Annotated in this window: 24 protein-coding genes; 17 read left to right on the plus strand and 7 right to left on the minus strand. The window is 32.3% G+C overall.

Features of this window, described 5'->3' with window-relative positions; translation table 11 throughout:
- Positions 1–19 precede the first annotated feature (19 nt).
- From Q0W04_RS03825 to Q0W04_RS03845, 5 genes are all read right to left on the minus strand, one after another.
- Entirely contained in the window at positions 20–1,057 is a 1,038-nt protein-coding gene (locus tag Q0W04_RS03825) for a glycosyltransferase family 2 protein (RefSeq protein ID WP_298500619.1), read from the minus strand.
- 97 nt (positions 1,058–1,154) lie between these two features.
- Complete coding sequence (locus tag Q0W04_RS03830; RefSeq protein ID WP_298500620.1) at positions 1,155–1,835, minus strand: ribulose-phosphate 3-epimerase; 681 nt, start codon at positions 1,833–1,835, stop codon at positions 1,155–1,157.
- Positions 1,828–2,859 (minus strand): galactitol-1-phosphate 5-dehydrogenase, encoded by a 1,032-nt coding sequence (locus tag Q0W04_RS03835; RefSeq protein WP_298500621.1) that lies wholly within the window; start codon positions 2,857–2,859, stop codon positions 1,828–1,830. Before Q0W04_RS03835 ends, Q0W04_RS03830 begins: the two co-directional genes overlap by 8 nt.
- Positions 2,856–3,578, minus strand: coding sequence for a 2-C-methyl-D-erythritol 4-phosphate cytidylyltransferase (locus Q0W04_RS03840; RefSeq protein WP_298500622.1), 723 nt, complete (start codon positions 3,576–3,578; stop codon positions 2,856–2,858). The genes Q0W04_RS03835 and Q0W04_RS03840 overlap by 4 nt, the downstream gene beginning before the upstream one ends.
- A 98-nt stretch (positions 3,579–3,676) precedes the next feature.
- Entirely contained in the window at positions 3,677–4,510 is an 834-nt protein-coding gene (locus Q0W04_RS03845; protein WP_298500623.1) for a phosphorylcholine transferase LicD, read from the minus strand.
- 123 nt (positions 4,511–4,633) lie between these two features.
- On the opposite strand from Q0W04_RS03845, the gene aepX reads away from it, so the two are divergent.
- The 8 genes from aepX to Q0W04_RS03885 all read left to right on the plus strand — a co-directional run bounded on the left by aepX (position 4,634) and on the right by Q0W04_RS03885 (position 13,277).
- The gene (gene aepX / locus Q0W04_RS03850; RefSeq protein ID WP_298500624.1) at positions 4,634–5,941 is read left to right on the plus strand and encodes a phosphoenolpyruvate mutase; all 1,308 of its coding nucleotides are present in this window, start codon (positions 4,634–4,636) and stop codon (positions 5,939–5,941) included.
- Positions 5,942–5,949: 8 nt separating this feature from the next.
- Positions 5,950–6,678: a metallophosphoesterase gene (locus tag Q0W04_RS03855; RefSeq protein ID WP_298500625.1), complete on the plus strand. Its 729-nt coding sequence runs from the start codon at positions 5,950–5,952 to the stop codon at positions 6,676–6,678.
- Between the two features lie 18 nt (positions 6,679–6,696).
- The gene (locus Q0W04_RS03860) at positions 6,697–7,701 is read left to right on the plus strand and encodes an NAD(P)-dependent oxidoreductase (protein WP_298500626.1); all 1,005 of its coding nucleotides are present in this window, start codon (positions 6,697–6,699) and stop codon (positions 7,699–7,701) included.
- Between the two features lie 10 nt (positions 7,702–7,711).
- Positions 7,712–8,482 (plus strand): DUF6564 domain-containing protein, encoded by a 771-nt coding sequence (locus Q0W04_RS03865; RefSeq protein ID WP_298500627.1) that lies wholly within the window; start codon positions 7,712–7,714, stop codon positions 8,480–8,482.
- Positions 8,482–9,663, plus strand: coding sequence for a saccharopine dehydrogenase NADP-binding domain-containing protein (locus Q0W04_RS03870; protein ID WP_298500629.1), 1,182 nt, complete (start codon positions 8,482–8,484; stop codon positions 9,661–9,663). The genes Q0W04_RS03865 and Q0W04_RS03870 overlap by 1 nt, the downstream gene beginning before the upstream one ends.
- A 17-nt stretch (positions 9,664–9,680) precedes the next feature.
- Positions 9,681–10,799: a phosphonopyruvate decarboxylase gene (gene aepY, locus Q0W04_RS03875; protein ID WP_298500631.1), complete on the plus strand. Its 1,119-nt coding sequence runs from the start codon at positions 9,681–9,683 to the stop codon at positions 10,797–10,799.
- 12 nt (positions 10,800–10,811) lie between these two features.
- Complete coding sequence (locus Q0W04_RS03880; RefSeq protein ID WP_298500633.1) at positions 10,812–11,654, plus strand: phosphorylcholine transferase LicD; 843 nt, start codon at positions 10,812–10,814, stop codon at positions 11,652–11,654.
- A 135-nt stretch (positions 11,655–11,789) separates the two neighbouring features.
- On the plus strand, positions 11,790–13,277 hold the full coding sequence (locus tag Q0W04_RS03885; RefSeq protein ID WP_298500635.1) for a sodium-dependent transporter: 1,488 nt from the start codon (positions 11,790–11,792) through the stop codon (positions 13,275–13,277).
- Here Q0W04_RS03885 and Q0W04_RS03890 read toward each other — a convergent pair.
- Positions 13,274–13,483 carry a hypothetical protein gene (locus Q0W04_RS03890; protein ID WP_298500637.1) on the minus strand — a complete coding sequence of 70 codons (210 nt, stop codon included), beginning with the start codon at positions 13,481–13,483 and terminating at the stop codon, positions 13,274–13,276. The two genes, Q0W04_RS03885 and Q0W04_RS03890, sit on opposite strands and share 4 nt — an antisense overlap.
- Positions 13,484–13,578: 95 nt before the next feature.
- Between Q0W04_RS03890 and Q0W04_RS03895 the strand changes: the two genes are divergently transcribed.
- The 9 genes from Q0W04_RS03895 (at position 13,579) to Q0W04_RS03935 (ending at position 21,364) form a co-directional block, all read left to right on the plus strand.
- Entirely contained in the window at positions 13,579–13,938 is a 360-nt protein-coding gene (locus Q0W04_RS03895) for a flagellar protein, FliL (RefSeq protein WP_298500639.1), read from the plus strand.
- A 5-nt stretch (positions 13,939–13,943) separates the two neighbouring features.
- Positions 13,944–14,228, plus strand: a complete 285-nt coding sequence (locus tag Q0W04_RS03900) for a hypothetical protein (protein WP_298500640.1) — start codon at positions 13,944–13,946, stop codon at positions 14,226–14,228.
- Positions 14,229–14,237: 9 nt separating this feature from the next.
- Positions 14,238–14,840, plus strand: a complete 603-nt coding sequence (locus tag Q0W04_RS03905; protein WP_298500641.1) for a hypothetical protein — start codon at positions 14,238–14,240, stop codon at positions 14,838–14,840.
- A gap of 95 nt (positions 14,841–14,935) precedes the next feature.
- On the plus strand, positions 14,936–15,667 hold the full coding sequence (gene purC, locus Q0W04_RS03910; RefSeq protein ID WP_298500642.1) for a phosphoribosylaminoimidazolesuccinocarboxamide synthase: 732 nt from the start codon (positions 14,936–14,938) through the stop codon (positions 15,665–15,667).
- Between the two features lie 8 nt (positions 15,668–15,675).
- On the plus strand, positions 15,676–15,942 hold the full coding sequence (purS, locus tag Q0W04_RS03915; RefSeq protein ID WP_298500643.1) for a phosphoribosylformylglycinamidine synthase subunit PurS: 267 nt from the start codon (positions 15,676–15,678) through the stop codon (positions 15,940–15,942).
- A 10-nt stretch (positions 15,943–15,952) separates the two neighbouring features.
- Entirely contained in the window at positions 15,953–16,597 is a 645-nt protein-coding gene (gene purQ / locus Q0W04_RS03920) for a phosphoribosylformylglycinamidine synthase subunit PurQ (RefSeq protein WP_292808302.1), read from the plus strand.
- Positions 16,598–16,605: 8 nt separating this feature from the next.
- Entirely contained in the window at positions 16,606–17,325 is a 720-nt protein-coding gene (cobA, locus tag Q0W04_RS03925) for a uroporphyrinogen-III C-methyltransferase (RefSeq protein ID WP_298500645.1), read from the plus strand.
- Positions 17,326–19,110, plus strand: a complete 1,785-nt coding sequence (gene glmS / locus Q0W04_RS03930) for a glutamine--fructose-6-phosphate transaminase (isomerizing) (RefSeq protein WP_298500647.1) — start codon at positions 17,326–17,328, stop codon at positions 19,108–19,110. It begins immediately after the preceding gene.
- A 385-nt stretch (positions 19,111–19,495) separates the two neighbouring features.
- Positions 19,496–21,364 (plus strand): hypothetical protein, encoded by a 1,869-nt coding sequence (locus Q0W04_RS03935; protein ID WP_298500649.1) that lies wholly within the window; start codon positions 19,496–19,498, stop codon positions 21,362–21,364.
- Here Q0W04_RS03935 and Q0W04_RS03940 read toward each other — a convergent pair.
- On the minus strand, positions 21,349–22,572 hold the full coding sequence (locus tag Q0W04_RS03940) for an MnmC family methyltransferase (RefSeq protein WP_298500651.1): 1,224 nt from the start codon (positions 22,570–22,572) through the stop codon (positions 21,349–21,351). The two genes, Q0W04_RS03935 and Q0W04_RS03940, sit on opposite strands and share 16 nt — an antisense overlap.
- Between the last annotated feature and the right edge of the window lie 231 nt (positions 22,573–22,803).

A 22,803-nucleotide genomic window follows, 5' to 3' on the forward strand; every position in this document is an offset into this window, starting at 1 on the left:
TTGCAGTTCTAATTATGTATTATGATCTAGATTTTCGGTAAATCTTTCTAATTGTAGTATTGTTGTATAAAAAGGAATATATTTCTGATAGAATTATTGCAAGAGTATAATGTTTTTTTAAAATTAAAAGGTATAATAATTTTAATTCTTTTAAGTCCATTTTTACTTCATCATCAATTATATTTTCAAACTCATTTAATTTTACAACACATTCTTTTTTATCTTTTATATTCAAATTTGAAAAAATTAAAAGTAAACTGTTCATGTCTGAAAAAAGGATTCTTTCTTTTGTGTAAGTGATATCCTTAAATAAATCCAAAATTGCATAAACCCCTCTCAAATAACTGTTGAATTTTTCTAAATCGTGTGTATGAATTAATGATTCACCAGATTCAAAAACATTATAGATGTATAATTGGTCATTTGGCAATAATGTAAATTTTTTTGACTTTAAAAGGATACTATAGTAAAAATTAGAATCTTCACATACAGTATCTTCTAAAAACTTGATATTATTGTCCATAATTAGTTTTTTATCAAAAATTTTTCCCCATGATGCCACATTGTGATAAGTGGTAATTCTAAAATTTCTTTCATTTAGCATTGGATTAATATTTACCACATCTGAAGTATCATTGCATTCATGCAAAATATTTATTTTATGCATATCTCCATCAAGATTCCAATAATGGGAGCCCATTACCAAATCCGATTTTTCACGAGTAATTGTGTTGTAATATAATTCAAATGCATTCGGAAGATATTCGTCATCAGCATCTAAAAAAACTAAATACGGTGCTGTTGAAGCTTCCATACCTATATTTCTAGGTCTTCCGCAAAAACCTGAATTTTCAGGTAAATGAATTCCAATAATATTCTCATATTTTTCACAATATTCATCAATGATTTTTCCAGAATTGTCTGTTGAATTATCATTTACAAGAATCAATTCAATGTTCTCAAATCCTATTGTTTGATTAATGACAGAATTTATAGCAGTTTCTAAGTATTTTTCAGCATTATAAACTGGTGTAATAACACTAATTTTATAACCCATTTATTATTCTCCAATACTCTTTAATTGATAGAATTATTAATTCTATTATTTTTATTTAAATTTTATATAGTTTTCTCATAACTATTTTAATTTTAAATTAGTCCCATCCAATAACATTCCTTTTAGTTTTGATAATTTCTTTAATTGATTTTTCAGAGTTCATAAATAAACTAGATGTTCCAGATACGAATATTGTTGCTCCTTTATTATATAATATTGAAGCATGTTCGATAGAAACATTTCCATCAGATTCAATATCCAAATCTAAATTAAGTTCATCTAAGTATGTTCTCAACTCTTCAACTTTATTTATTGTTTCAGGTATTAATTTTTTACCCGCAAAGCCCGGAGAGGTGTGCATAACTAAAATACCATCTAATTGGGGAAAATATTCATCTAAACAATGAAAATTTGTCTCAGGGTTAATTGCAATAAATTTTCTGGCACCTAATCTTGTTAAGTAATCAATACACCCTTGAATTGTATCATTGTTCTCAAAATGGAATGAGACTTGATCTCCTTCTCTTATATCAAACCAAGTCATTTTTTCTAAAGGATTATTTACCAAAAAATGGTAATCAAATGGAATATCTGTTATTCTTCTCAGACTTTTAACATAATCTGTTCCAAGAGCAAAATTTGGAACGAATTGTCCATCCATTATATCAATATGCAAATATTCCAAATTCACTTCTTTAAATTCGGTTAAAAAGTAAAATAATTTATCTAATCCCGCACACATCATTGATGCTGAGAGTTTTCCTTTTTTCTTATTCATTTTTAAACATAACCTTTAATTTTTTTTCGTTTGAATTTCTTAGATAATCAAAAGCTTTATTATAATCCTGCATTGAAAATTCTTTACTTATCAATGATTCAAAGGGAATGTCTCCTTCAGTCATTAGATTCAATATTTCTTTCCAATCATTAACTTTTGAACTATAGCTTGAGTTCCAGATTCCTTTTAAGATAAGTTGTTTTCTCAATATTTTCCAATAAATTTGTTTATCAAGTAAAACATCATCTTTGGGATTCCCAACCAAGATAACAGTCCCAAAATTATCTGTCAAATCAATAGTTTGATTGATTGATTCATTATTTCCAACAACTTCGAATACTTTATCAAAAGTTTTATTTTTCAGTTCAGATGTTAATAATATATTAAATCCTAATTTCTTTGAAAATTCTAAACTTTCATCGCTTCTCCCTATTACAGTAACATTAGCATTTCTACTTTTAACTATTAATGCTATCATCATACCAATAGTTCCAGTTCCACTAATCGCTATATTCTCATCTTCTTGAATATTTCCAATATTAACAGAGTGAATTGCAACGGCTCCCGGCTCACAAAGAGCAGCAATTTTATAATCCAACTTATCATTAAATAAAACTAAATTCCATTTAGGGACAAGTAAATATTCAGAATATCCTCCATCACATCTGGATCCAAAGTAATTGTAAGTAGCACATTGTGCAAATTCTTGTTTTTGGCATGCATCGCATTTAAAACAGGGCATTAATGGAAAAATTGATGTTTTTTTACCCAATAACTCTTCATCTTCATCATTAACAGCTACAATTTGGCCGGACATTTCATGGCCAGGGATTGTAGGAAAGTTATATGTTCCATTTATAAAAACTCTTTCAATATCACTAGAACAAATTCCGCAGTATTTTATTTTGACTAAAACATTGTCTTTTGTTAGTTTATAAGTTTCTTTTTTTTCGAATCTTAAATCACCAATTCCATATAAGTTTAACACATTCATCAATTTTGGAATTTCTTCAATAGTTTTCATAAGTCACCAACTTCTTTTTTTAAGATTATATGTTCTGCAAGTTCTAAATCTGCATCAGTTGTAATTTTAAAATTATTTGTATTTCCTTCAATCATTTTTATCGGATAATTATTCAATGTACAAACTTGAGAGGTCCCGGTAATAATATCTTTTTGGGAGTTAGTTAATCTGCTTTCTAGTTCTATGAATGTTTTTAGATTAAAGCTATCAGGAGATTGGCCATTGAATAATGTCTTTCTAATTGGAATTCTATCAACATAATCTCCTTTTTCTGATAATAATATTGTATCATTTACTGGAACGGAAGTTACTGTTGCCCCATATTTTTTTGCTCCTTCAATGTTATCTAGAATTATCTTTTCAGTTACAAATGGTCTAACTGCATCATGAATAACAATGATGTCATCATCATTTATCTCACGTACTTTAATGGATTTTATAACATTATGAATGGAATCAATTCTTTCAGCTCCACCATTAACTAGGGTAATTTTAGAAATATCGTTTTCGCTAATATGTTTTTCCAGCATGGAATTAACTAAATCACTAAATTTCTCATTAACTGCAATATAAATATAATCAAAGCATTCAATCTCAATAAATGTTTTTAAGGTGTAAATTATTATGGGTTTTCCATTTATTTCATGATATTGTTTTGGAATATCAAGTTGTTTCATTCGACTTCCAGATCCCCCGGCTAAAATTACACCATAATTCATTACATCACTTCATTAAAATTTTAAATCATTTTTATAATAATATTATAATTGAATAATATATTTAAGTATATAAGTTTTATTGAGTTAAATTAAATATTTTAATATTTTCCAAAATCTAATTTTTCCGGAGCGGGTCTAAATCTTTTATTCTTTGGTGGTAATTCCATATAATTTCCATAAAGTCTAGTTAATATTTTATCATAATTGTTGGGAACATTTATTTCAATATTTTCAAATTTACATTTTTTTAAAGGTAAAAAATCTTTTTTATTATAAATTGGCATGTGCATAAGGCTTGGAAAATCACAAACTTCGTTACAATTAATATTTTCATATTTTCTGTATGTTTTTATACATCTTTTCTTGATTGTCATTGGGGAAATGGGAATCAATTTTAAAAAATAATATGCGCTTTGCTGAATAATTTCTTTAATTTTAGATTCATTTTTAAACTTAACCAATGAGTATTGAACCATTTGATTAAGAGTAAATGAACTCCATCTATGAATAAATCTTTTTAATTTATTATTTGGGATGTTGTCCATAATAAAGATGTCTAAAAAAATATTCACAGTATAGTCTACTTGTTTAGCCCACCATTCATTGAGAATAGTATTTTTTAGATTAAATCTTCCCCATGTATAATGATAGGTTTCTTCATTTAGAACATTGATTAGATGGTATTTATCATTAGGGTTATTGCTCATAATACTATTTAACTTCTCAAAGTCTTCTCTAAACATTATTACATCAATATCGTCATCCCATGGGATAAATCCTTGATGTCGTATTGCTCCAAGTAATGTTCCTCCAATTGCAAAGTAAGTTATATTATTTTTTTCACAAATTTTTATAAAATCTTTTAACATCATTAATTGGACTTTTTGTAAATGCTTTAGTGTTTCATCATCATATCTTTTTGATTTAAACATAATTCCCCATCAAATTACCATTTTTAAAAATTTAATTAAATCTTATATTTTATTTATGTGTTGGAAATTTTTAAATATTTCTTTTTTTATAAATAATATATTATATAATAAAAGGTAATGACTATGAAATCTGATAAACCTATTGTTTATACTTGTTTTTGTACTGATGTAATCCATGATGGGCACTTAAATTTAATTAATGAGGCTAAAAAGTATGGTGAAGTTATTATTGGCGTCCTCTGCGATTCTGAAATGGTTAAATACAATAAATTTCCATTAAAATCAACAGAAGAACGTGTTGAATTAGTCAAATCAATTCCAGATATTAAAGAAGTTGTCATCCAAAATCAAGTTATGTATAATGATATTGTAAAAGAATTACGTCCAAATTATGTTATTCATGGGGATAATTGGTCTGAAGACTCAATGAAAGTTATTAGGAAAAATATTCTAAAAGTTTTAGAGGAATATGGTGGGGAGTTAATTGAAGTTCCATATACATTCAATCCTCATGTTCAAAAAATTGACCGGCAAATGAGAGAAAAATTAGCAATGCCCGAACTTAGAAGGGCCAGATTAAGGCAATTATTAGATATGGTTCCTATTGTAAAGACAATTGAAGTTCATAGCGGTTTAACAGGTTTAATTGCAGAAAAAACTGTTATTGCTGAGGATGAATACATTGACCAGTTTGAAGCTATGTGGATTTCTAGTTTATGCGATAGTACAGAAAAGGGAAAACCTGACATTGAACTGGTGGATATGACCTCCAGATTCAGAACTATCACTGACATCATGGAAGTTACAACAAAACCTATTATTTTTGATGGGGACACTGGTGGAATTGCAGAGCACTTTGTCTACACAGTAAGATCTCTTGAACGTATGGGAGTATCAGCAATTATAATCGAAGATAAAGTGGGTTTAAAGAAAAATTCGTTGTTTGGAACTGAAGTGGAACAAACCCAAGATGATATCGAACATTTCTGTGAAAAAATAAGAGCTGGTAAAAATGCACAGCTATCAGACGATTTTATGATTATAGCTAGAATAGAAAGTCTTATTCTTGAACAGGGAATGGAAGATGCATTAACTAGAGCATTTGCATTCAGAGATGCAGGTGCTGATGGAATAATGATTCACAGCAGACGCAAAGAACCTGATGAAATATTGGAGTTCTGCGATAAATTCAGAGCAAAGGATAAAGAAACTCCAATAATTGTTGTTCCTTCATCATATAATACCATTACAGAAGATGAACTTGTTGAACATGGTGTTAATATTGTTATTTATGCTAATCAGTTGTTGAGAGCAGCATTTCCTGCAATGCAAAATGCGGCGAAAAGTATTTTAAAATATCATAGAGCACATGAAATTGATGAAGAATTATTGTCTATTAAAGATATTATCACATTAATAGATGAATTATAGAGAGTCACATGTCAAAATATGCTATATTATCAGATATTCATGGAAACCTATTTGCTCTAAAAGAAGTAATCAATGATTTAAATAATCAGAATATCGAATCAGTTATTCTTTTAGGGGATTTGATAGATTATGGGATGCAATCCAATGAAGTAATTGAGTTTATTGAAAATAATTTATCAGATAAAATTATTTGCAGTATTTGGGGCAATCATGAAAAAGCTATTCTTACAAAAGATTTTAATCATTTTTCAAGTCAAAGAGGAATAGATTGCGCAAAATTTACAGCTTCACAGTTAAATGAAGATTCTAAAAATTATTTGAATAAATTAACTCAAGAAGGTAAATATCAATTTGATTTGGATGGAAAACGGATTTTGGCAGTTCACGGTTCTTTGAGTGATTGTTATTGGAAAGCTATTTTTCCGGATAATTTAAATGGAGATTATTCTGAATTTGACATTGTTTTATCAGGCCATTCTCATTATCCTCACGTTTTTCAAAAGTTTTATGAGGTGGACAATCCTGAAATGAGAAATAAAAAAGCTGTTTTATTTATTAATCCGGGCTCTGTTGGACAACCTAGAAATCAGAATCCTTATGCTCAATATGCAATTTTAGACACAGAATCAATGAGTGTGTCTTTAAAAGCAGTGAAATATCCTAAAGAAAAAGCCATGGCTTTGTATAATGGCAGTGTTGATGAATTTTACATGAAAAGATTAGAAAATGGAATTTAGAAAATGGGGTAAATAATTATGAAAGTTTTGTATGTAATTAGCGGTGTTACTGGAATGACTGGTAATGAGTTAGTAAGACAGCTCATTAATCAAAGTGATGATGAAGTTGAAATTATCGGTTTTGATAACTTTTATGCTTCTTCAATTGATACTGTTGCAGATTGTTTGGATAATCCCGGTTTTACTTTTTTTGAGTATGATTTAAATAACTCAGAACAGATGGGTGAAATTGAAACTTTGGTTGTAAGATCTAAAAGTGAATTTGATGAGGTAATCTACATTAATTGTGCGGCTGTTGTTCACACAGAACATTTCTATAATGTTTATGAAACCTACGAAACCAATGTGGTTGGTATGAATGACTTTTTAGCCCAGGCCATCCGTGTGGGTGCTGATAAATACATTAACTGCTCTACTTCTGAAATTTATTCCATGAACTCCTGGAACGAAGACGGAGGAGTAAAAGAATCAGATTACATTACCATGGCAGATGCGGAGCACAGCCAAAGAACCAGTTATGCAACAGGAAAACTATTGACTGAGTTTTTCATGAAAGATGCAGTTGACAACGGTAAAATCAAAGGCTGTTCCATTCGTTTTGCTAATGTTTACAGTAAGGATGAAAAATACCCAAAACACATCATACCTCACATAATCGACAGTTTCAAAAATACTGGGGAAGTAACATTACTTGAAAACTCCAAAAAGAACTGCAGAACATTTTTAAACAATTGTGACAGCTGCAGTGCAGTATTAGCATTGGCAAAAACAGATTCAGCATTAGACGGTACAATTTACAACGTCGCAACAGATGAAGAAATATCAATCATCGATTTAACTAAACTGATTGCTGAAAAAATGGGTATCGATGAACCTGTCATTAAATTTGAAGGTTACAGAGAATCTGATCCTGAAAGAAGATTATTATCCACTGAAAAATTAAGAACTAAAACTAATTGGGAGCCAATTGTTGATTTGGATAAAGGATTGGATGAATGTGTTGAAAATTATACTAAAAATTAGAGGGTTTTAATTGAAAATCGCAATTATCACAGTGGCTGGAATTTCTTCCAGATTCAACAAGAACATTCCGGAAGATGAAAAAATACTCAAATGCCTGTATTATAATGAAAAACCACAGGACACATTAATTTATCAAATGCTTGAAAAATTGGAATATGCCGACAGCATCATTATTGTTGGAGGATATAAATTCCAGGATTTAAAAGCCTACATCAACAAACAAATTCCACAGAACTTGCAGGAAAAAATAATTACTGTTGATAATCCTCATTATCATGATTTAAGTTCGGGTTATAGCTTATACATGGGCATTAAAGAAGCATTGGATAATTTTAATGACATAAATGAAATATTATTCGTTGAAGGCGACTTGGACATTGACAGCGAATCATTCTCAAACGTTGTCAATTCTAAAGCGAATGTTTTAACATATAATCATGAACCGATTTATTCAAACAAGGCAGTAGTGCTATATCAAAATGAAAAAGACGACTATCATTATTTATTTAACAGTGACCACGGAATGTTAGCTTTAGATGAACCTTTTAAGGCTATTTTTAATTCAGGTCAGGTTTGGAAATTCCAAGATATCGATTTGCTTAAAAAGGCAAACGATAACTTCAAGGAAAACTTAATAGAAGACACCAATCTAGGAATAATCCAAAAATATTTTGATTTAATAGACAATAACTCAATTGAAGTGATTGGTTTTAGCCACTGGGTAAACTGCAATACACGTAAAGATTATGAATTTATAAAGAAATACTGGAGTGAAATATAATGAAAACTTTAGATGAAAGATTAAAAATAGTTGAAAAACACGTTAAAGATGATGAAATTACAATAATGATTATAGGTTTAGGAAGTGTCGGAACATATTTACTGGATTATCTTGTTAGCATGAATGATCCTGCAGTTAAAATAGTTGTTGTGGGAAGAAATGCAGATAAGATGCAGTCCGATGTTAATATTGTCCGTGTTGCAGGCCTTATACGTGAAGTAAATAAGTCACAAATCATTGTTGAAGGCGGAGTTGATTTAGAAGACATTGATTCAATCGAAAAAGCAATTGCTAAACATAGTCCTGATTTTATTGTAAACTCAAGCAGAGCATATGCAGGAATAAAATACGGCAGTATCTCCTGGCACAATATAAGAGCATACGGTATCTGGACACCATTATCAATTAAATTCACAAAAAATATAATGGGGGCATGCGACAAGGCAGATACTGATGCGGTTGTAATTAACACTTCATATTCCGATGCGGTTATTCCTTGGCTTAAAAGTGCAGGAAAAGCTTATCCAGACTTTGGAAGCGGAAACCTAAATCACCTGATTCCAAGAATGAAATTTGCAGTAGCAAATAAATTAGGCGTAGACGATTTCTGGAATGTTGGATTTAATTTTGCTGCAGGACATTTCCATGATGTCGTAATAAGTAAAGAAGGCCAAACCGAAGGTGTCACATTACCATTGAAAGTTTATTACAATGGTGAAGAACAGGACATTCCTGCCGATGAGATTTTCAGCGAATGTTCCATCAGTATGCCTGTCGACCAAAAAAGAAACATGATGAACGCATCCAGTAATTACAGGATTATCAAAGCTATTCTTGACGCAATCAGAACCGGTGAAAACCAACAAATATTCTCACCAGGAGTATTCGGCAATATCGGAGGATACCCAGTAATCATCGGTTATAAAGATGATGAAATTTCTGCTTGGATTGACGAGTCAGTATTCAGTTTTGAAGAAATGAATCGTGCAGACAGAGAATCCATTGCATTGGACGGTGTTGAAGATATTATTGACGGCACTTTATATTACACTGACGATTTAATCAAAAAAGTGAAAGATGTGTTCGGCGCAGATCTTCCAAAAACTGTCGCATATGAAGACATTGAAAAAACCGCCAATTTCCTGATTGAAGAAATTATCAATCCGCAATTAAACAAATAAATAAGAGATAGTATATTATGAATGTAGAAGATTTTGTAAACGTTTTGGATTCAGATTTTTACACTGGAGTTCCAGATTCACAATTGAAAGCGTTATGTAATTATTTGATGAATACTTATGGCATTGATAGAAAACATCATATTATTGCTGCAAATGAAGGTAATTGCGCGGCATTAGCTGCAGGTTATCATTTGGCTACTGGTAAAGTTCCTGTTGTTTATATGCAAAATAGTGGTGAGGGCAATATTATTAATCCTGTTGCTTCTTTACTTAATGATCAGGTTTATGCTATTCCTTGTATTTTTGTTATCGGTTGGCGTGGCCAGCCAGGTGTTCATGATGAACCTCAACATATCTATCAGGGCGAAATAACCTGCAAATTACTTGATTTAATGGATATTAAGAATTTTGTAATAAGTAAAGATACTACTGTGGGCGAGCTTGAAGAAATAATGGTTAAATTCCGAGAAATCTTAGAATCTGGTAAGAATGTTGCTTTTGTTGTTGAAAAAGGAGCATTAACATATGATGTTAAAGTGAAATACAGTAACGATAATGATTTGGTTCGAGAAGAAATCATTGAACATATTGTTGATGTAACTGGTGAGGATCCTATTGTTTCCACTACCGGTAAGGCCAGCCGTGAGTTATTTGAAATTAGGGAGAGAAATAATCAGTCTCATAAATATGATTTTTTAACCGTTGGGTCTATGGGTCATACTTCGTCAATTGCATTAGGGGTTGCTATCAACAAGCCTGATGAAAAGGTTTGGTGTATTGATGGTGACGGTTCTGTTTTGATGCATATGGGGTCCATGGCTGTTGCGGGTAATTTCAAACCTGGAAATTTGGTTCATGTTGTGATTAATAATGGTGCTCATGAAACTGTGGGGGGAATGCCTACTGTTGCTGTCAGTATGGATTTGGTTGAAATTGCAAAATCCTGTGGTTATGAGTATGCAGTATCAGTTGATAATTTTGATGATTTGGACGTGGAACTTGAAAAAGTCAAATCAATGGATAAATTTTGCTTTATTGAAGTATTGTCATCAATTGGCGCTCGTGATGATTTAGGAAGGCCAACAACAACAGCCTTGGAAAATAAAGAGAATTTCATGAATTTTTTAAAAGAGTAATTAAGTGATAACTTGAAATATACCGAATATGATGAAAAAATCTTAAAACATTTGCAGAGTCTTGAATTAATGATTTTAAAGGAATTCATTAAGATTTGTGAAGAGAATAATTTAACTTATTATATGTATGCCGGTACTCTTTTAGGAACTATCAGGCATAACGGATTCATTCCTTGGGATGATGATTTGGATGTAATAATGTTTAGAGATGATTTTGAAAAATTTAAACAAGTTTTCATTTCCAATCATCCTGATAAGTTAAAATTATTGTCCATTGAAACTGAAGAAGAGTATTTTCATCTTCTTTCAAAATTAATGCTTAAAGATACTCTTTTTGAAGAAGACTGGGTAAATCAAGTTGATTTCAATATTGGTGTTAATATAGATATTTTTGTTTTAGATGATTTAAGCAACAGTAATTTTAAAAGAAATTATCAGCTTAAAAAGGCCTTTTTATACAATAAACTTTTGATAATGTCAAAAATTAAATTAGATGATTTGCCTTTCTTAACTAAATTAATAACACATTCAGGTTATCATATTTTAAATTTATTGGGGATTAAACCTAAATGGATTAATAAAAGATGCTTGAATTTTTTAAGTAAATATCGGGATGAAAATGCAGAATGTGTTTTTGATATTTCAGCCACAGCTGAAGAATACCCTCAGATTTTTAATAAAAAGAAATTTAAAGAGGTTAAAAGAGCAACATTTGAGGATATTGAAGTTAATGTGCCTGGAAATTATGATGAAATTTTAAAAAGTCTTTATGGTGATTATATGCAATTGCCTCCAAAAGAAGACAGGTATAATCATATAACTGAAAACTTGGATTTCGGACCTTACGCACTGTAAAAATTCATTATCATTTGATTAGCTAATTTTTATTATTCATTTATTTTTAAACATTTTTTTTCAATTAATCTAAACCTATTTATTACTCAATTGACAAAAATACAAGACATAATATTAATAGGAAAATGGGAAATTATGGCAGATAAAAATGAATGGGGCAGTAACCTTTCATTTATTTTGGCAATGATTGGTTCTGCAGTTGGACTTGGAAACATTTGGAGATATCCTTATGTACTGTACTCTAATGGGGGAGGAGCTTTCTACATTCCTTACATTGTGGCTATTCTTTTGATGGGAATGCCGTTTTTGATTTTGGAGTACGGTGTTGGATATAATTTTAAATCTTCTTTTGCAAAGGCAATTACAAAAATCAACTCCAAATTTGAATATTTGGGCTGGCTGTTGCCTGTTGCGGTATTTATGATTATGATCTATTATTCGGCTATTTTGGGCTGGGATGGAATTTATATGATTTTAAGTGTCTTTAAGGGTTGGGGAGCAGATCCCAATACTTTCTTTACAACAACTCTCCTGCAATCTTCTGACTCTTATTTAGGATTATTTAATTTCATTCCACTTATTGCTGTTGCAATGCTTGTCGGTTGGGTAATTATTTGGTTTATATCTCACAGGGACTTGGAAGCAGGTCTAGGTAAGGTTTCAAAGGTTTTGGTGCCGGCATTATTTATTATAATGGTTGTTATTGTCGGATTTTCTCTGACTTTACCGGGTGCATCAATTGGACTGGCGGAATTATTCAATCCGGACTGGTCGCTTTTATTTAACTTTAACATCTGGATGGCTGCGTTTGGACAAATTGTTTTCTCTTTAAGTTTGGGAATGTCAATTGCGTTTACATATGCAAGCTACACCAAAGACGATGCGGATTTGATTACAAACACTATTTCAATAGCACTTGCTAATTCACTGTTTGAAAACTTTGCTGCTTTGGGCGTGTTTTCAATTTTAGGCTATATGTCATTTCAGTCAGGCACTGCAGTGGCAGACCTTGTAACTCAGGGAACCGGACTGGTATTTATAGCATATCCTACAGTATTTAATGTGTTAGGTCAATGGGCGGTTATTTTAGGGCCTCTATTTTTCCTGAAAGTTTATCTGGCAGGTCTTACAAGCATATTGTCTACAATCGAGCCTTTATCCTTTTCAATCCAAAACAAGTTTGGTCTTACAAGGTCAAGGACAATGACAATATTGATTATTGTTGGGGCATTAATTTCAATGATTTATGCAACATCCTTTGGAGGATCCCTTTTAGGTTATGTGGATACGTTCATCAACCAAATTGCACTTCTATTTGGAGTTATAGTTGAGTGTATTGTATTTGCATGGGTATTTAAAGCTGAAAAATTAATTGATTTTTTAAATGCAAGAACAAAAACCATAAAACTCGGTAAATGGTGGATTGTTGTTGTAAAATATGTTCTTCCAATTGTTATTTCAGTTGTTTGGATTGGAGGTATGATTGATGTTATCAACAACAGTACTATTGGCCAGTTGAACTTTACAATAGTCTCAGCAATACTTCTTTTAGGGGCAGCATTAGTATTTACTTTGCTTCCGGCCAAAAACAAGGATTGGGATAAAGCCGAAGAAAGGGTTTAGGTAAAAAACTTATCTAAATTACTTTCATTATTTTCTTTTTTTTCTAGATTGATGGTGATTGTTCCGTTTGAATCTTCATGAATTACTTCTTTGGTATCATAAGTTTTCATTGTAGGTTCTGTGGATTCACTATAGTAAACCCCTACAATCAAACCTAAAATACATAATAAAAATATAAGAAGTATTGTGGCATTTTTCATATCCATGATTTAATATTATTTTTTTTGATATATAAATTGATAGAAAAGTATTTTAATGGCTTGGGTCATATTGTAACTGAAAGCTTTATAGGGGTGAGAATATGAAAAGCTTTATTGTAATCCTTTTAGGGATTTTTGTAGCATTGCTGGTTGTTGGCGGTGCTGTAACATATTCTTTCATGGATGAATTAGGTGTTAATATGGAAAATATCGATTCGAATATAGAAAAAATAAATAATAAAGTAAGTAATGTCGCATCTTCTGAAAGTTCTGATTCTTCAAGCTCAGGCGATGGAGACATTGTAAGTGAAATTGTCAAATTCAATGAGCAAAACGGTGAAGGATATTATCGTGAAGTAACCTACAAGGACGGTGGATTCAGACAATATGATGTTGATTCCGGTGAATTGATAGGTTCTTCATACAAATCAGATCAGGCAAATCTGCCAACTCTGGAATGATTAAAATGATACTTGAAGAATTATTGGATCATTTTGGAATTGATGATGAATTTCCGGAGTATTTGCTTGAACAAACATTCAATGAGGTCTTCCTTGACGGGGACCTCACTAAAAATGAAAATAATTATAAAATAGCAATTACAACTCGCCAGAATGTTACACATCAGATGTTTTTAAAGCCGGATGAGGATTATCCTGTTGTTATCATGTCAGTTCTTCCGAATGGTAAATTGAATGGCATGAAGTTTGGCCGCAAAAAAGGGCAAGTTGCATATACCAATGAATTATAATATATAATTATGAATAAAAAATTGATTTTTGTATTGTCTATTTTTTTAATAGTCATTTCTATTTCATCAGTTTCAGCTGCTGATAATTCAACAGTTTTAACATCCTCTGATGATGATGTCCTTCAGGATAATGGGGATGTTACAGACCAGTATGTTAAAACAAAAATTGTGGCGGATTCGATCATTGGTGAGGATGGCGATTCAATCTATGTTCCCATTGAGGTTTTAGATGAAAATGACAATCCTGTAATGAATGGGACTGCTACATTAGTTATTGGTGAGGTGCTATACACTAGTGAAGTTAAAAATGGAAGCGCTGTCTTTGAAAGTGTTTTAATCCAGGAGGGAATGACAAAAGCAACATTCGGTTATATGGGTAACGAATATTATGATTCATGTGACTTGGAAGTTATCATTTATGTTGTTCATGAAACATATCCTGACATTCCAATTGGTGATTCACCGGACATTTCAAATGCAACTGTTATTCAAAGTCAGCCGAGTAGTGTCAAAGCAATCACTGATTCTAAAGCAACCGGAAATCCAATTTTAGCAATTTTATTATCTTTGATGATTGTCTCTTCAATGAGTATAATAAATCGTAAAAGATAATTTTATTTTTCTTTTTTTAAATACTCATTAAATAGTATTATATAATATTTTAACTAAAAATTATAATATAATAATTTAATAATTTTGTTGATATCATGGACAAAAAAGAGTTAATTAATGGTGGAAAAGTAAAAAGTGTATTCACTACAGACAACGAAGACGAAGTCATCATCGAGTTTAGGGATGACATGACTGCCGGTGACGGTGCAAGAAAGGAAGTAATGAATAAAAAAGGAGCGTATAATGCCATAATTTCTACTAAAATTTTCAAGGTTTTAGAGGAAAACGGTGTTGAAACCCAATTCATCGACTTGCCTGAGCCTAATGTCATGCTTGCAAAAAAACTTGAAATGATTCCGATTGAAGTGATTGTAAGAAACATTGCCACAGGCAGTTTAGTTAGAAAATATCCGATAGCTGATGGAACAAGACTCAATCCTCCGATTGTACAAATGGATTTTAAGGATGATGAATATCACGACCCTATGCTTAATGATTCTTTAATTAAAGCATTAGGTATTGCAACACAGGAAGAAATCGATATCTTAACCGAAAAGGCATTGAAAATCAATGAAGTTTTAACCAAATTTTTTGCTGATGCTGGAATTATACTGGTTGACTTTAAAGTTGAATTCGGTAAGGATAAAGATGGAAACATTCTTTTAGGTGATGAAATATCTCCTGACGGATGCAGACTATGGGATAGTGAAACATTAGAAATGTTGGATAAGGAATTATTTAGAAAAGGTAAAGATGATGAAGTTATGGCTGCTTATATAGAAGTATATAACAGAATTATTCCGGACGATGAAAAATTTGATTTTTAGGTGATTAGATGTTATTTGATATTGAAGTGAAAATTTCTCTTAAAGACGGTATGTTAAACCCTGAAGCTACCCAAGTTGAAAGGTCTCTTGACTTATTGGGCTATGAAGTTAAAAACGTTAAAACAGTTGAAATCATCAAATTCCAGATGGAAGGCGAAGACAGGGAAGCAATCAGGGAAAGTGTAGTTGACATGTGTGAAAGATTACTCTGCAATCCTGTAATTCATAATTATAAAATCAATGTTATTCCACAAAATATGGCTTGTGGTAAGTAGAGGGATTTATATGAAAATTGGTGTAATTAGATTTCCGGGAACCAATTGTGACAGGGATGTTGCACAGGCTATTGAGTTAGCTGGCCTCACTCCTGAATACATCTGGTGGAGTGAAGAAAACCTCACAGACTATGACGGCATTGTTATTCCTGGGGGATTTTCATATGGGGACTACCTAAGAGCAGGAGCAATGGCTTCCATTACTCCGGTAATCGATGGAATCAAAGCTTTGGTAAAAGAGGAAAAACCGGTTTTGGGAATCTGTAACGGTGCGCAGATTTTAGGAGAAATCGGACTTGTTCCTGGAATTTTCATAACAAATGAATATCCAAAATTCAACTGTGAATGGGTTGACCTGAAAGTTGCAACCAACAGAACTCCATTTACAAAAGCATTCAAGAATAATCAGACAATCAAGCTTCCGATTGCACACGCTGAAGGAAGATTTTACACTGAAGATATTGATTTAATAAAAGATCAGGACCAGATAGTATTGCAGTTTGAAGGCAAAAACCCTAATGGATCCATGGAAGCAATCACAAGCGTATGTGATGAGTCAGGCCTTGTCTGTGCAATGATGCCTCACCCAGAAAGGGCATGCGAGGAATTATTTGGTTCAGATGATGGTTTAAACTTTTTTAAAGGATTTTTATAGTGATTTAAATGGTAGTTTATTTGATTGGTGCAGGACCTGGAGATGCTGATTTAATAACTCTTAAAGCCGTTAAAGCTTTAAACAAAGCTGATGTTGTTTTATATGATTATCTTGCTAATGAAGAAATATTGGCACATGCTCCTGATTCTGCAGAAAGGATTTATGTTGGTAAAAAAGCAGGTGAACATTATAAGACACAGGATGAAATCAACGAATTAATTATTGAGCAGGCAAAAGCTTATGAAAATGTAGTCAGACTTAAAGGTGGTGATCCTTTTGTCTTTGGTCGTGGTGGAGAAGAGATTTTGGCTTTGATGGAACATGATATCAAATTTGAAGTTATTCCAGGTGTAACTTCTGCTATTGGAGCACCAACTTCACTGGGACTGCCTGTAACTCATAGGGCAGTTGCGACTTCCCTAACTATCGTAACTGGTCATGAAGACCCAACTAAAGCTGAAAGTCAGGTTCATTGGGATTATACTGCTGATACATTAGTTATTTTAATGGGTATTGGAAATATCAAGGAGAATACTTCTGAGATTATGAAATATCGCTCAGCGGATACTCCTGTTTGTGCTATTGAAAGCGGAACACTTCCTAATGAAAATCTTGTTTTCGGAACCTTGGGTGATATTTCCGAGAAAAAAATCAACACTCCGGCTATATTGATTATTGGAGATGTTGTAAACATGTATAGGGATATTTACGAGTATCAGGGTGATTAGATGTGCGGAATTGTAGGTTGTATATTAAAAAATGATGAAGATGTAGCACCAATCCTCTTTGATTGTATATCCAAACTGGAATACAGAGGTTACGATTCAATTGGTCTTGCAACATTTTCAGAAGGTAAAATTCACATCAAAAAAGATAAGGGAAAAATTGAGGAAGTCGACAAAAGCTTAAATCTTACTGATATGTCAGGTAACTTCGGGATTGCTCATGTAAGGTGGGCAACACATGGGGATCCATCTAAATTGAATGCTCATCCTCATGTTGATGAAGAAAATACTGTTGCAGTCGTTCACAATGGAATTATTGAAAATTATTTGGAAATTAAGGAAAAATTAACTCTTGAAGGTCATGTATTTAAATCAGATACCGATACAGAAGTAATTCCTCATCTCATTCAAAAGTTCATGGATGAAAAATTTGATCTCGAACATGCAGTTAGAAAAACCATTGAAATCATTGAAGGAGCATATGCAATTGCAGCAATTAGCGTAAATGAACCTAACAAGATAGTTGCAACACGTAAAGACTCTCCTTTGATTGTCGGTTTGGGTGAAAACGGATATTATCTTGCTTCTGACTCTCCGGCCATTTTAAAATATGCAAAAGACATAATCTATCCTGAAAAGGGTGAAATTGTCATAATTGATAAGGATGGTGTCGTTGTCCATGATGAGTTTGACAATGTGGTCAACAAGGAAATTGAAACCATAAACTGGACACCTGAAATGGCTGAAAAGGAAGGTTATGATCATTTCATGATAAAGGAAATCAATGAGCAGGCAACAGCCGTTAGAAATACTTTAACACAGGCAGAAAACATTCAGGAAATAATCGATGATATTGGAGACATTCAAAGAATCTGCTTTGTGGCCTGCGGAACATCTTATCATGCATCTTTAACCGGAAAATATCTGATTGAATCTCTTGCAGGCATTCCGACTGATGTCATTCTTGCATCTGAGTTCAAATATTCGGCAAATACTTTAAATGATAAGACTTTAGTTATTTTCATTTCCCAATCTGGTGAAACTGCAGATTCCCTAAAAGCATTGGATGTTGCCAATCAGACATCAAAAACTTTGGGAATTGTTAATGTTGCAGGCTCAGCAATTACCAGAAGGGCACATTATGTTATCCAGACTCAGGCGGGTCCTGAAATTGGAGTTGCGGCAACTAAAACTTATGTGGCTCAGCTGACTTCAATTTATCTGTTTGCGGCATTGCTTTCAAATAATCAGGAATTGCTTAAGGAGCTTGACAAGGTGCCGGATTTCATTGATGAGACCTTAAAGGATGTTGATGCCATTAAGGACATTTCCACCAGATACAATTATGCACGTGACTTTTTCTATTTGGGAAGGGGATATTCTTATCCTACAGCACTTGAAGGTGCCCTGAAACTTAAGGAAATCTCATACATTCATGGTGAAGGATATGCTGCCGGAGAGCTAAAGCACGGTCCTTTGGCTTTAATCGATGAAGGAATACCTGTGGTTGTAATAATCCCTCCTGGAGACAATTATAGAAAAACCATGAGCAATATGGAGGAGGTTAAATCCCGTGGCGCTAATGTATTGGCTATAGGATCAGTTGATGATGAATCCCTAAAGAGTAAGGCCAATGTTGTCATAGGAATAAACTCTGAGGTAAAAGAAATTATTGCACCTTTGGTTTACATTGTTCCTTTGCAATTGATAGCATATTATATTACTCTTGAAAAGGGTCATGACCCTGACAAACCTAAAAATTTAGCGAAATGTGTAACTGTGGAATAGGGTTTTTTAACCTTATTTTCTTTTTTTATTTTATGGTCTTTAAATTCAACTTAAAGTCAAATCATTGGGTTTTAAACATGTAACTCCACTATATTTGGATATTATTTTTTTTAAACTTTTAAACGTCCTTCCTATCTTAAATTAATGATTCTGCAATAATGGGATGTTACTTAGCTTTTATTAGTTTGCAAGATTCAAATTTTAATTATATAATGTCTTTTGATATTACTTTCAGTTATTTTAATCTTTTTAATGTATTTTTTACATTATTGTTGTTTATTTCAACTAAATTAACCTTATTTGTGCTTTTTTTTATAATCAAAAGCTTTTTATACAAAAAGTGAAATAAGAATATGTACGAACAAATGTTAAATGGGGTTAACGTATGTTTAATAAAAAAATGAGTTTATTTTTAATTACTCTTGTATTCATGTTATCAATCTCTGCGGTTGCGGCAGCTGATACAAATTCAACCGATGATGTGATTGCAGGAGAAATTGATGAAGAGCCTCCTTCGGGCGGCAATATTTTACAATCTGTAAATGATGATAATCTGACCGCTAGTTCTCAAGATAAGTATGAATTGAATAGTGGTAATGTTAAATCTTATTACAGTGGATATGATTATTCTGTTACTTTAACTAAAAACAGCAAACCTGTTAAAAATGCAGGCATTACTTTAAAGATTAATGGTGTTAGTTATACCAAGAAAACCGACAGTAATGGTAAAGTTTCCGTTCCGTTAAATTTAAGGCAGGGAAACTATGTGGTGACTGCATCTTATGGAAATATTGTTAACAGTACTGATAATATTAAAGTAACATCTTCCTTAAGGGCGAATGATTTGACAAAAACATATAAATGCACTACTCAGTATTCTGCCAAATTTTTAGACAGCAACGGAAAGTTGTTAAAAAATAAGAATGTAAAATTTATATTAAATGGAAAAACATACACCAAAAAGACAAATTCCAAAGGTGTTGCAACTATTGCTGTAGATTTTAAGGTTGGAGAATATTCGATGGTTGTTTGCCATCCGAATGGATATAAATTATATAAGAAAGTCAAAATCACTCCGTCTGTAGTTGCAAATGATGTGTCAAAGCATTATTTAAGTTCTAAAGTGTTTACTGCAACATTTTACGGTAAAAATGGAAAGGTATTGTCCAATAAATACATTAAATTTATAGCTCACGGAACAACTTTTAATGTAAAAACCAATTCAAAAGGTGTTGCAAGCATTACAATTATCTCAAAACCTTCTACATTCACAATGTATTCTGTCAACACTCAAACCGGTGAAAAAATAGCCAATACAGTTAAGATTTCACCAACAATGACTGCAAGTTCAATGTCTGTGTTTTCAGATAAGACTTCCACATTCAAAGTCAAACTTTATAAGAATGACAAACTTGTTAAAAATGCGGAAGTTCACGTTTACATTAATGGTGTTAAAAAAGTCGCAAAAACAGATTCCAATGGTGTTGCAAGTGTCAATTTTAAATTGGACAAGGGTACATATACCTTTAAATCTTATGATCCTTATACCAAATCAAGCATCAATACTAAAGTGACCGTTAAGCTAGCTTCCATAAATGCTAAGGATACTGTTGCCAAGGCAGACCACAATTCAGTATTTACTGCCACACTATTAAACCAGGACGGCAGTCTTGCCAAAAATACCAATATGGAAATGACTCTTGACGGTAAAATTTATACTGTCAAAACAAATGCAAACGGTGCCGCTACTTTAAATTTCAAACTGGATAAACTGGGTGAACATAAAGTAACTTGCAAGGATTTGTCTACCGGTTACACATTGACTAAAACAATTACTGTTTATGAATCAAATTCAGGAATTGCTTATAATAAATATGGTGTTTCCGAAGATGGGAAAACCATTTTGGCTATCGGTAGGGCTTCTGCTTCAGGGGAGCTAAGCAAATATGGTTATACATTCTATGCAACAGAATTCAATAGGACATGTCCATATTGTGGAAGCCATGAGCTTTATTGGGGCATTTTCTTTGCGGGCTCAGAAACTGCTAACTGGGGTACTTTCCCGGCAACCGGAAACGGTGAAGGCAGTAGTGCTGAAGGTATAATTGTATGTGCAAAATGTGACAGTGACTGGTCTGTATTCGGACATAACCATGGTGGATCCGGTGGAGATTTAACTGTAGTTACACCTACTCACTCATGCAGTAAATCCGATGCATATGATTTAAGAAATGGAGATTATGTTTCACCATAATTTCCTGATTTAACTTTTTTTAATCTTTTTTTCATATCTAAAACTCTATTTCTGGAATTGTTGTTTTTGTCCTGTTTTTCGCAGTAATTATTTTCACATTCCACAATATATTTTGCCTCAGGTGATGTGGTTGAAGGAATGTTCATCTTTGTGAGATTGCGTTCGACACGTCTTTTTAATTTTTCATCGTCCATTTCACAGGCTAAAAATATTGGTGTTTTGACTGCCGATGAAATTTTGGTGTTGTGGCGTGCATTGTGCCTTTCTTCTGTTCGCCTCTCTAAAATTGCATCACTATTGTCATTCAAATCAGGGTCTCTGAATGGAATTCCAACATCAGAAAGTGCTATTCTTATTTCATCGTTTTTTGGAAGTGAAGTCTCCAGCATTTCCGGATTTGGGCTTGCAAGTGTCCCGCCTTGCTTTCTTCCAAAAATCGGACCCAGGCCGATGTAGAAATCAGCTTCAAGGAATGCCTCTCTAACGGGCGCAGAAGAGGTGTAGGTTGCAACAATACCGTTATCTTTTATTACTCGTCTGAATTCTTTAAAAAATTCAACGGAAAATAATTCAGGAGCCATATTCTGGCTAAACGGATCTAGAAATATCGCATCATAACTGTTGTCATCTAATCTCTGAACGGTCTGTCTTGCGTCTTCAATATAGACGTTGATGTCAATATTTTCAGGAATTTCACAATCTTCCAAACTTAATGCCGCATAATTCTGCTTGATTAATTCATTTTCAATGGCCTTTTTGGTTATGTTATGCTCTTTGATTGGGGAAGGAACCAAAAGACCGCATGCAAGTGTGGCCTTGGATATTTCCACCATATCTATGGTTAAGTTTGATTTGGAGTTATTTTTCATAAAGTCAGCAACTGCTGCTGATGTATTGTATCCGATTCCGGCACATATGTCTAAAATTGCAATGTCTCTGTCATAGTCAAATTTCATCGGTTTGATAAATTTCTCAAATGACTCACTTATTGCACCTGTAGATGTATGAAGTGTTTCAATTTTATGATTTATTTCTTTTGAATTAATAGAATAGGATCCATCATCTGTTAAAACAAAATATTCATTGTAAGTATCAAAAAAATTAACTCTATTTTCAATATTTTGACCACTTCTTTCTTCATCGAAATATTGATTGATTAAATCAAACACATCATCACTAATTATTCGGGCATCGTTTTCATAACTCATTTTATCTAAATTAAATTTTTAGTTTTTCTTTTTAAAAAATTTTCTAAATCAATTCTACATAATCCCAATTTTTTAACAAACCAAAATGACTTTTTAATTTCCCGTTGAGCAAAATTTATATAATTTCTAATTTAATGTTTATTTAGATATTTGAAATTCCAAAACTATCTTTTTGGATATGATTTTTGTGTGAACTTAATATTTTTGTCTTGTTTTTGAATTAAAATAATG

It is taken from the genome of uncultured Methanobrevibacter sp., assembly GCF_947170395.1.
GTDB lineage: Archaea > Methanobacteriota > Methanobacteria > Methanobacteriales > Methanobacteriaceae > Methanocatella.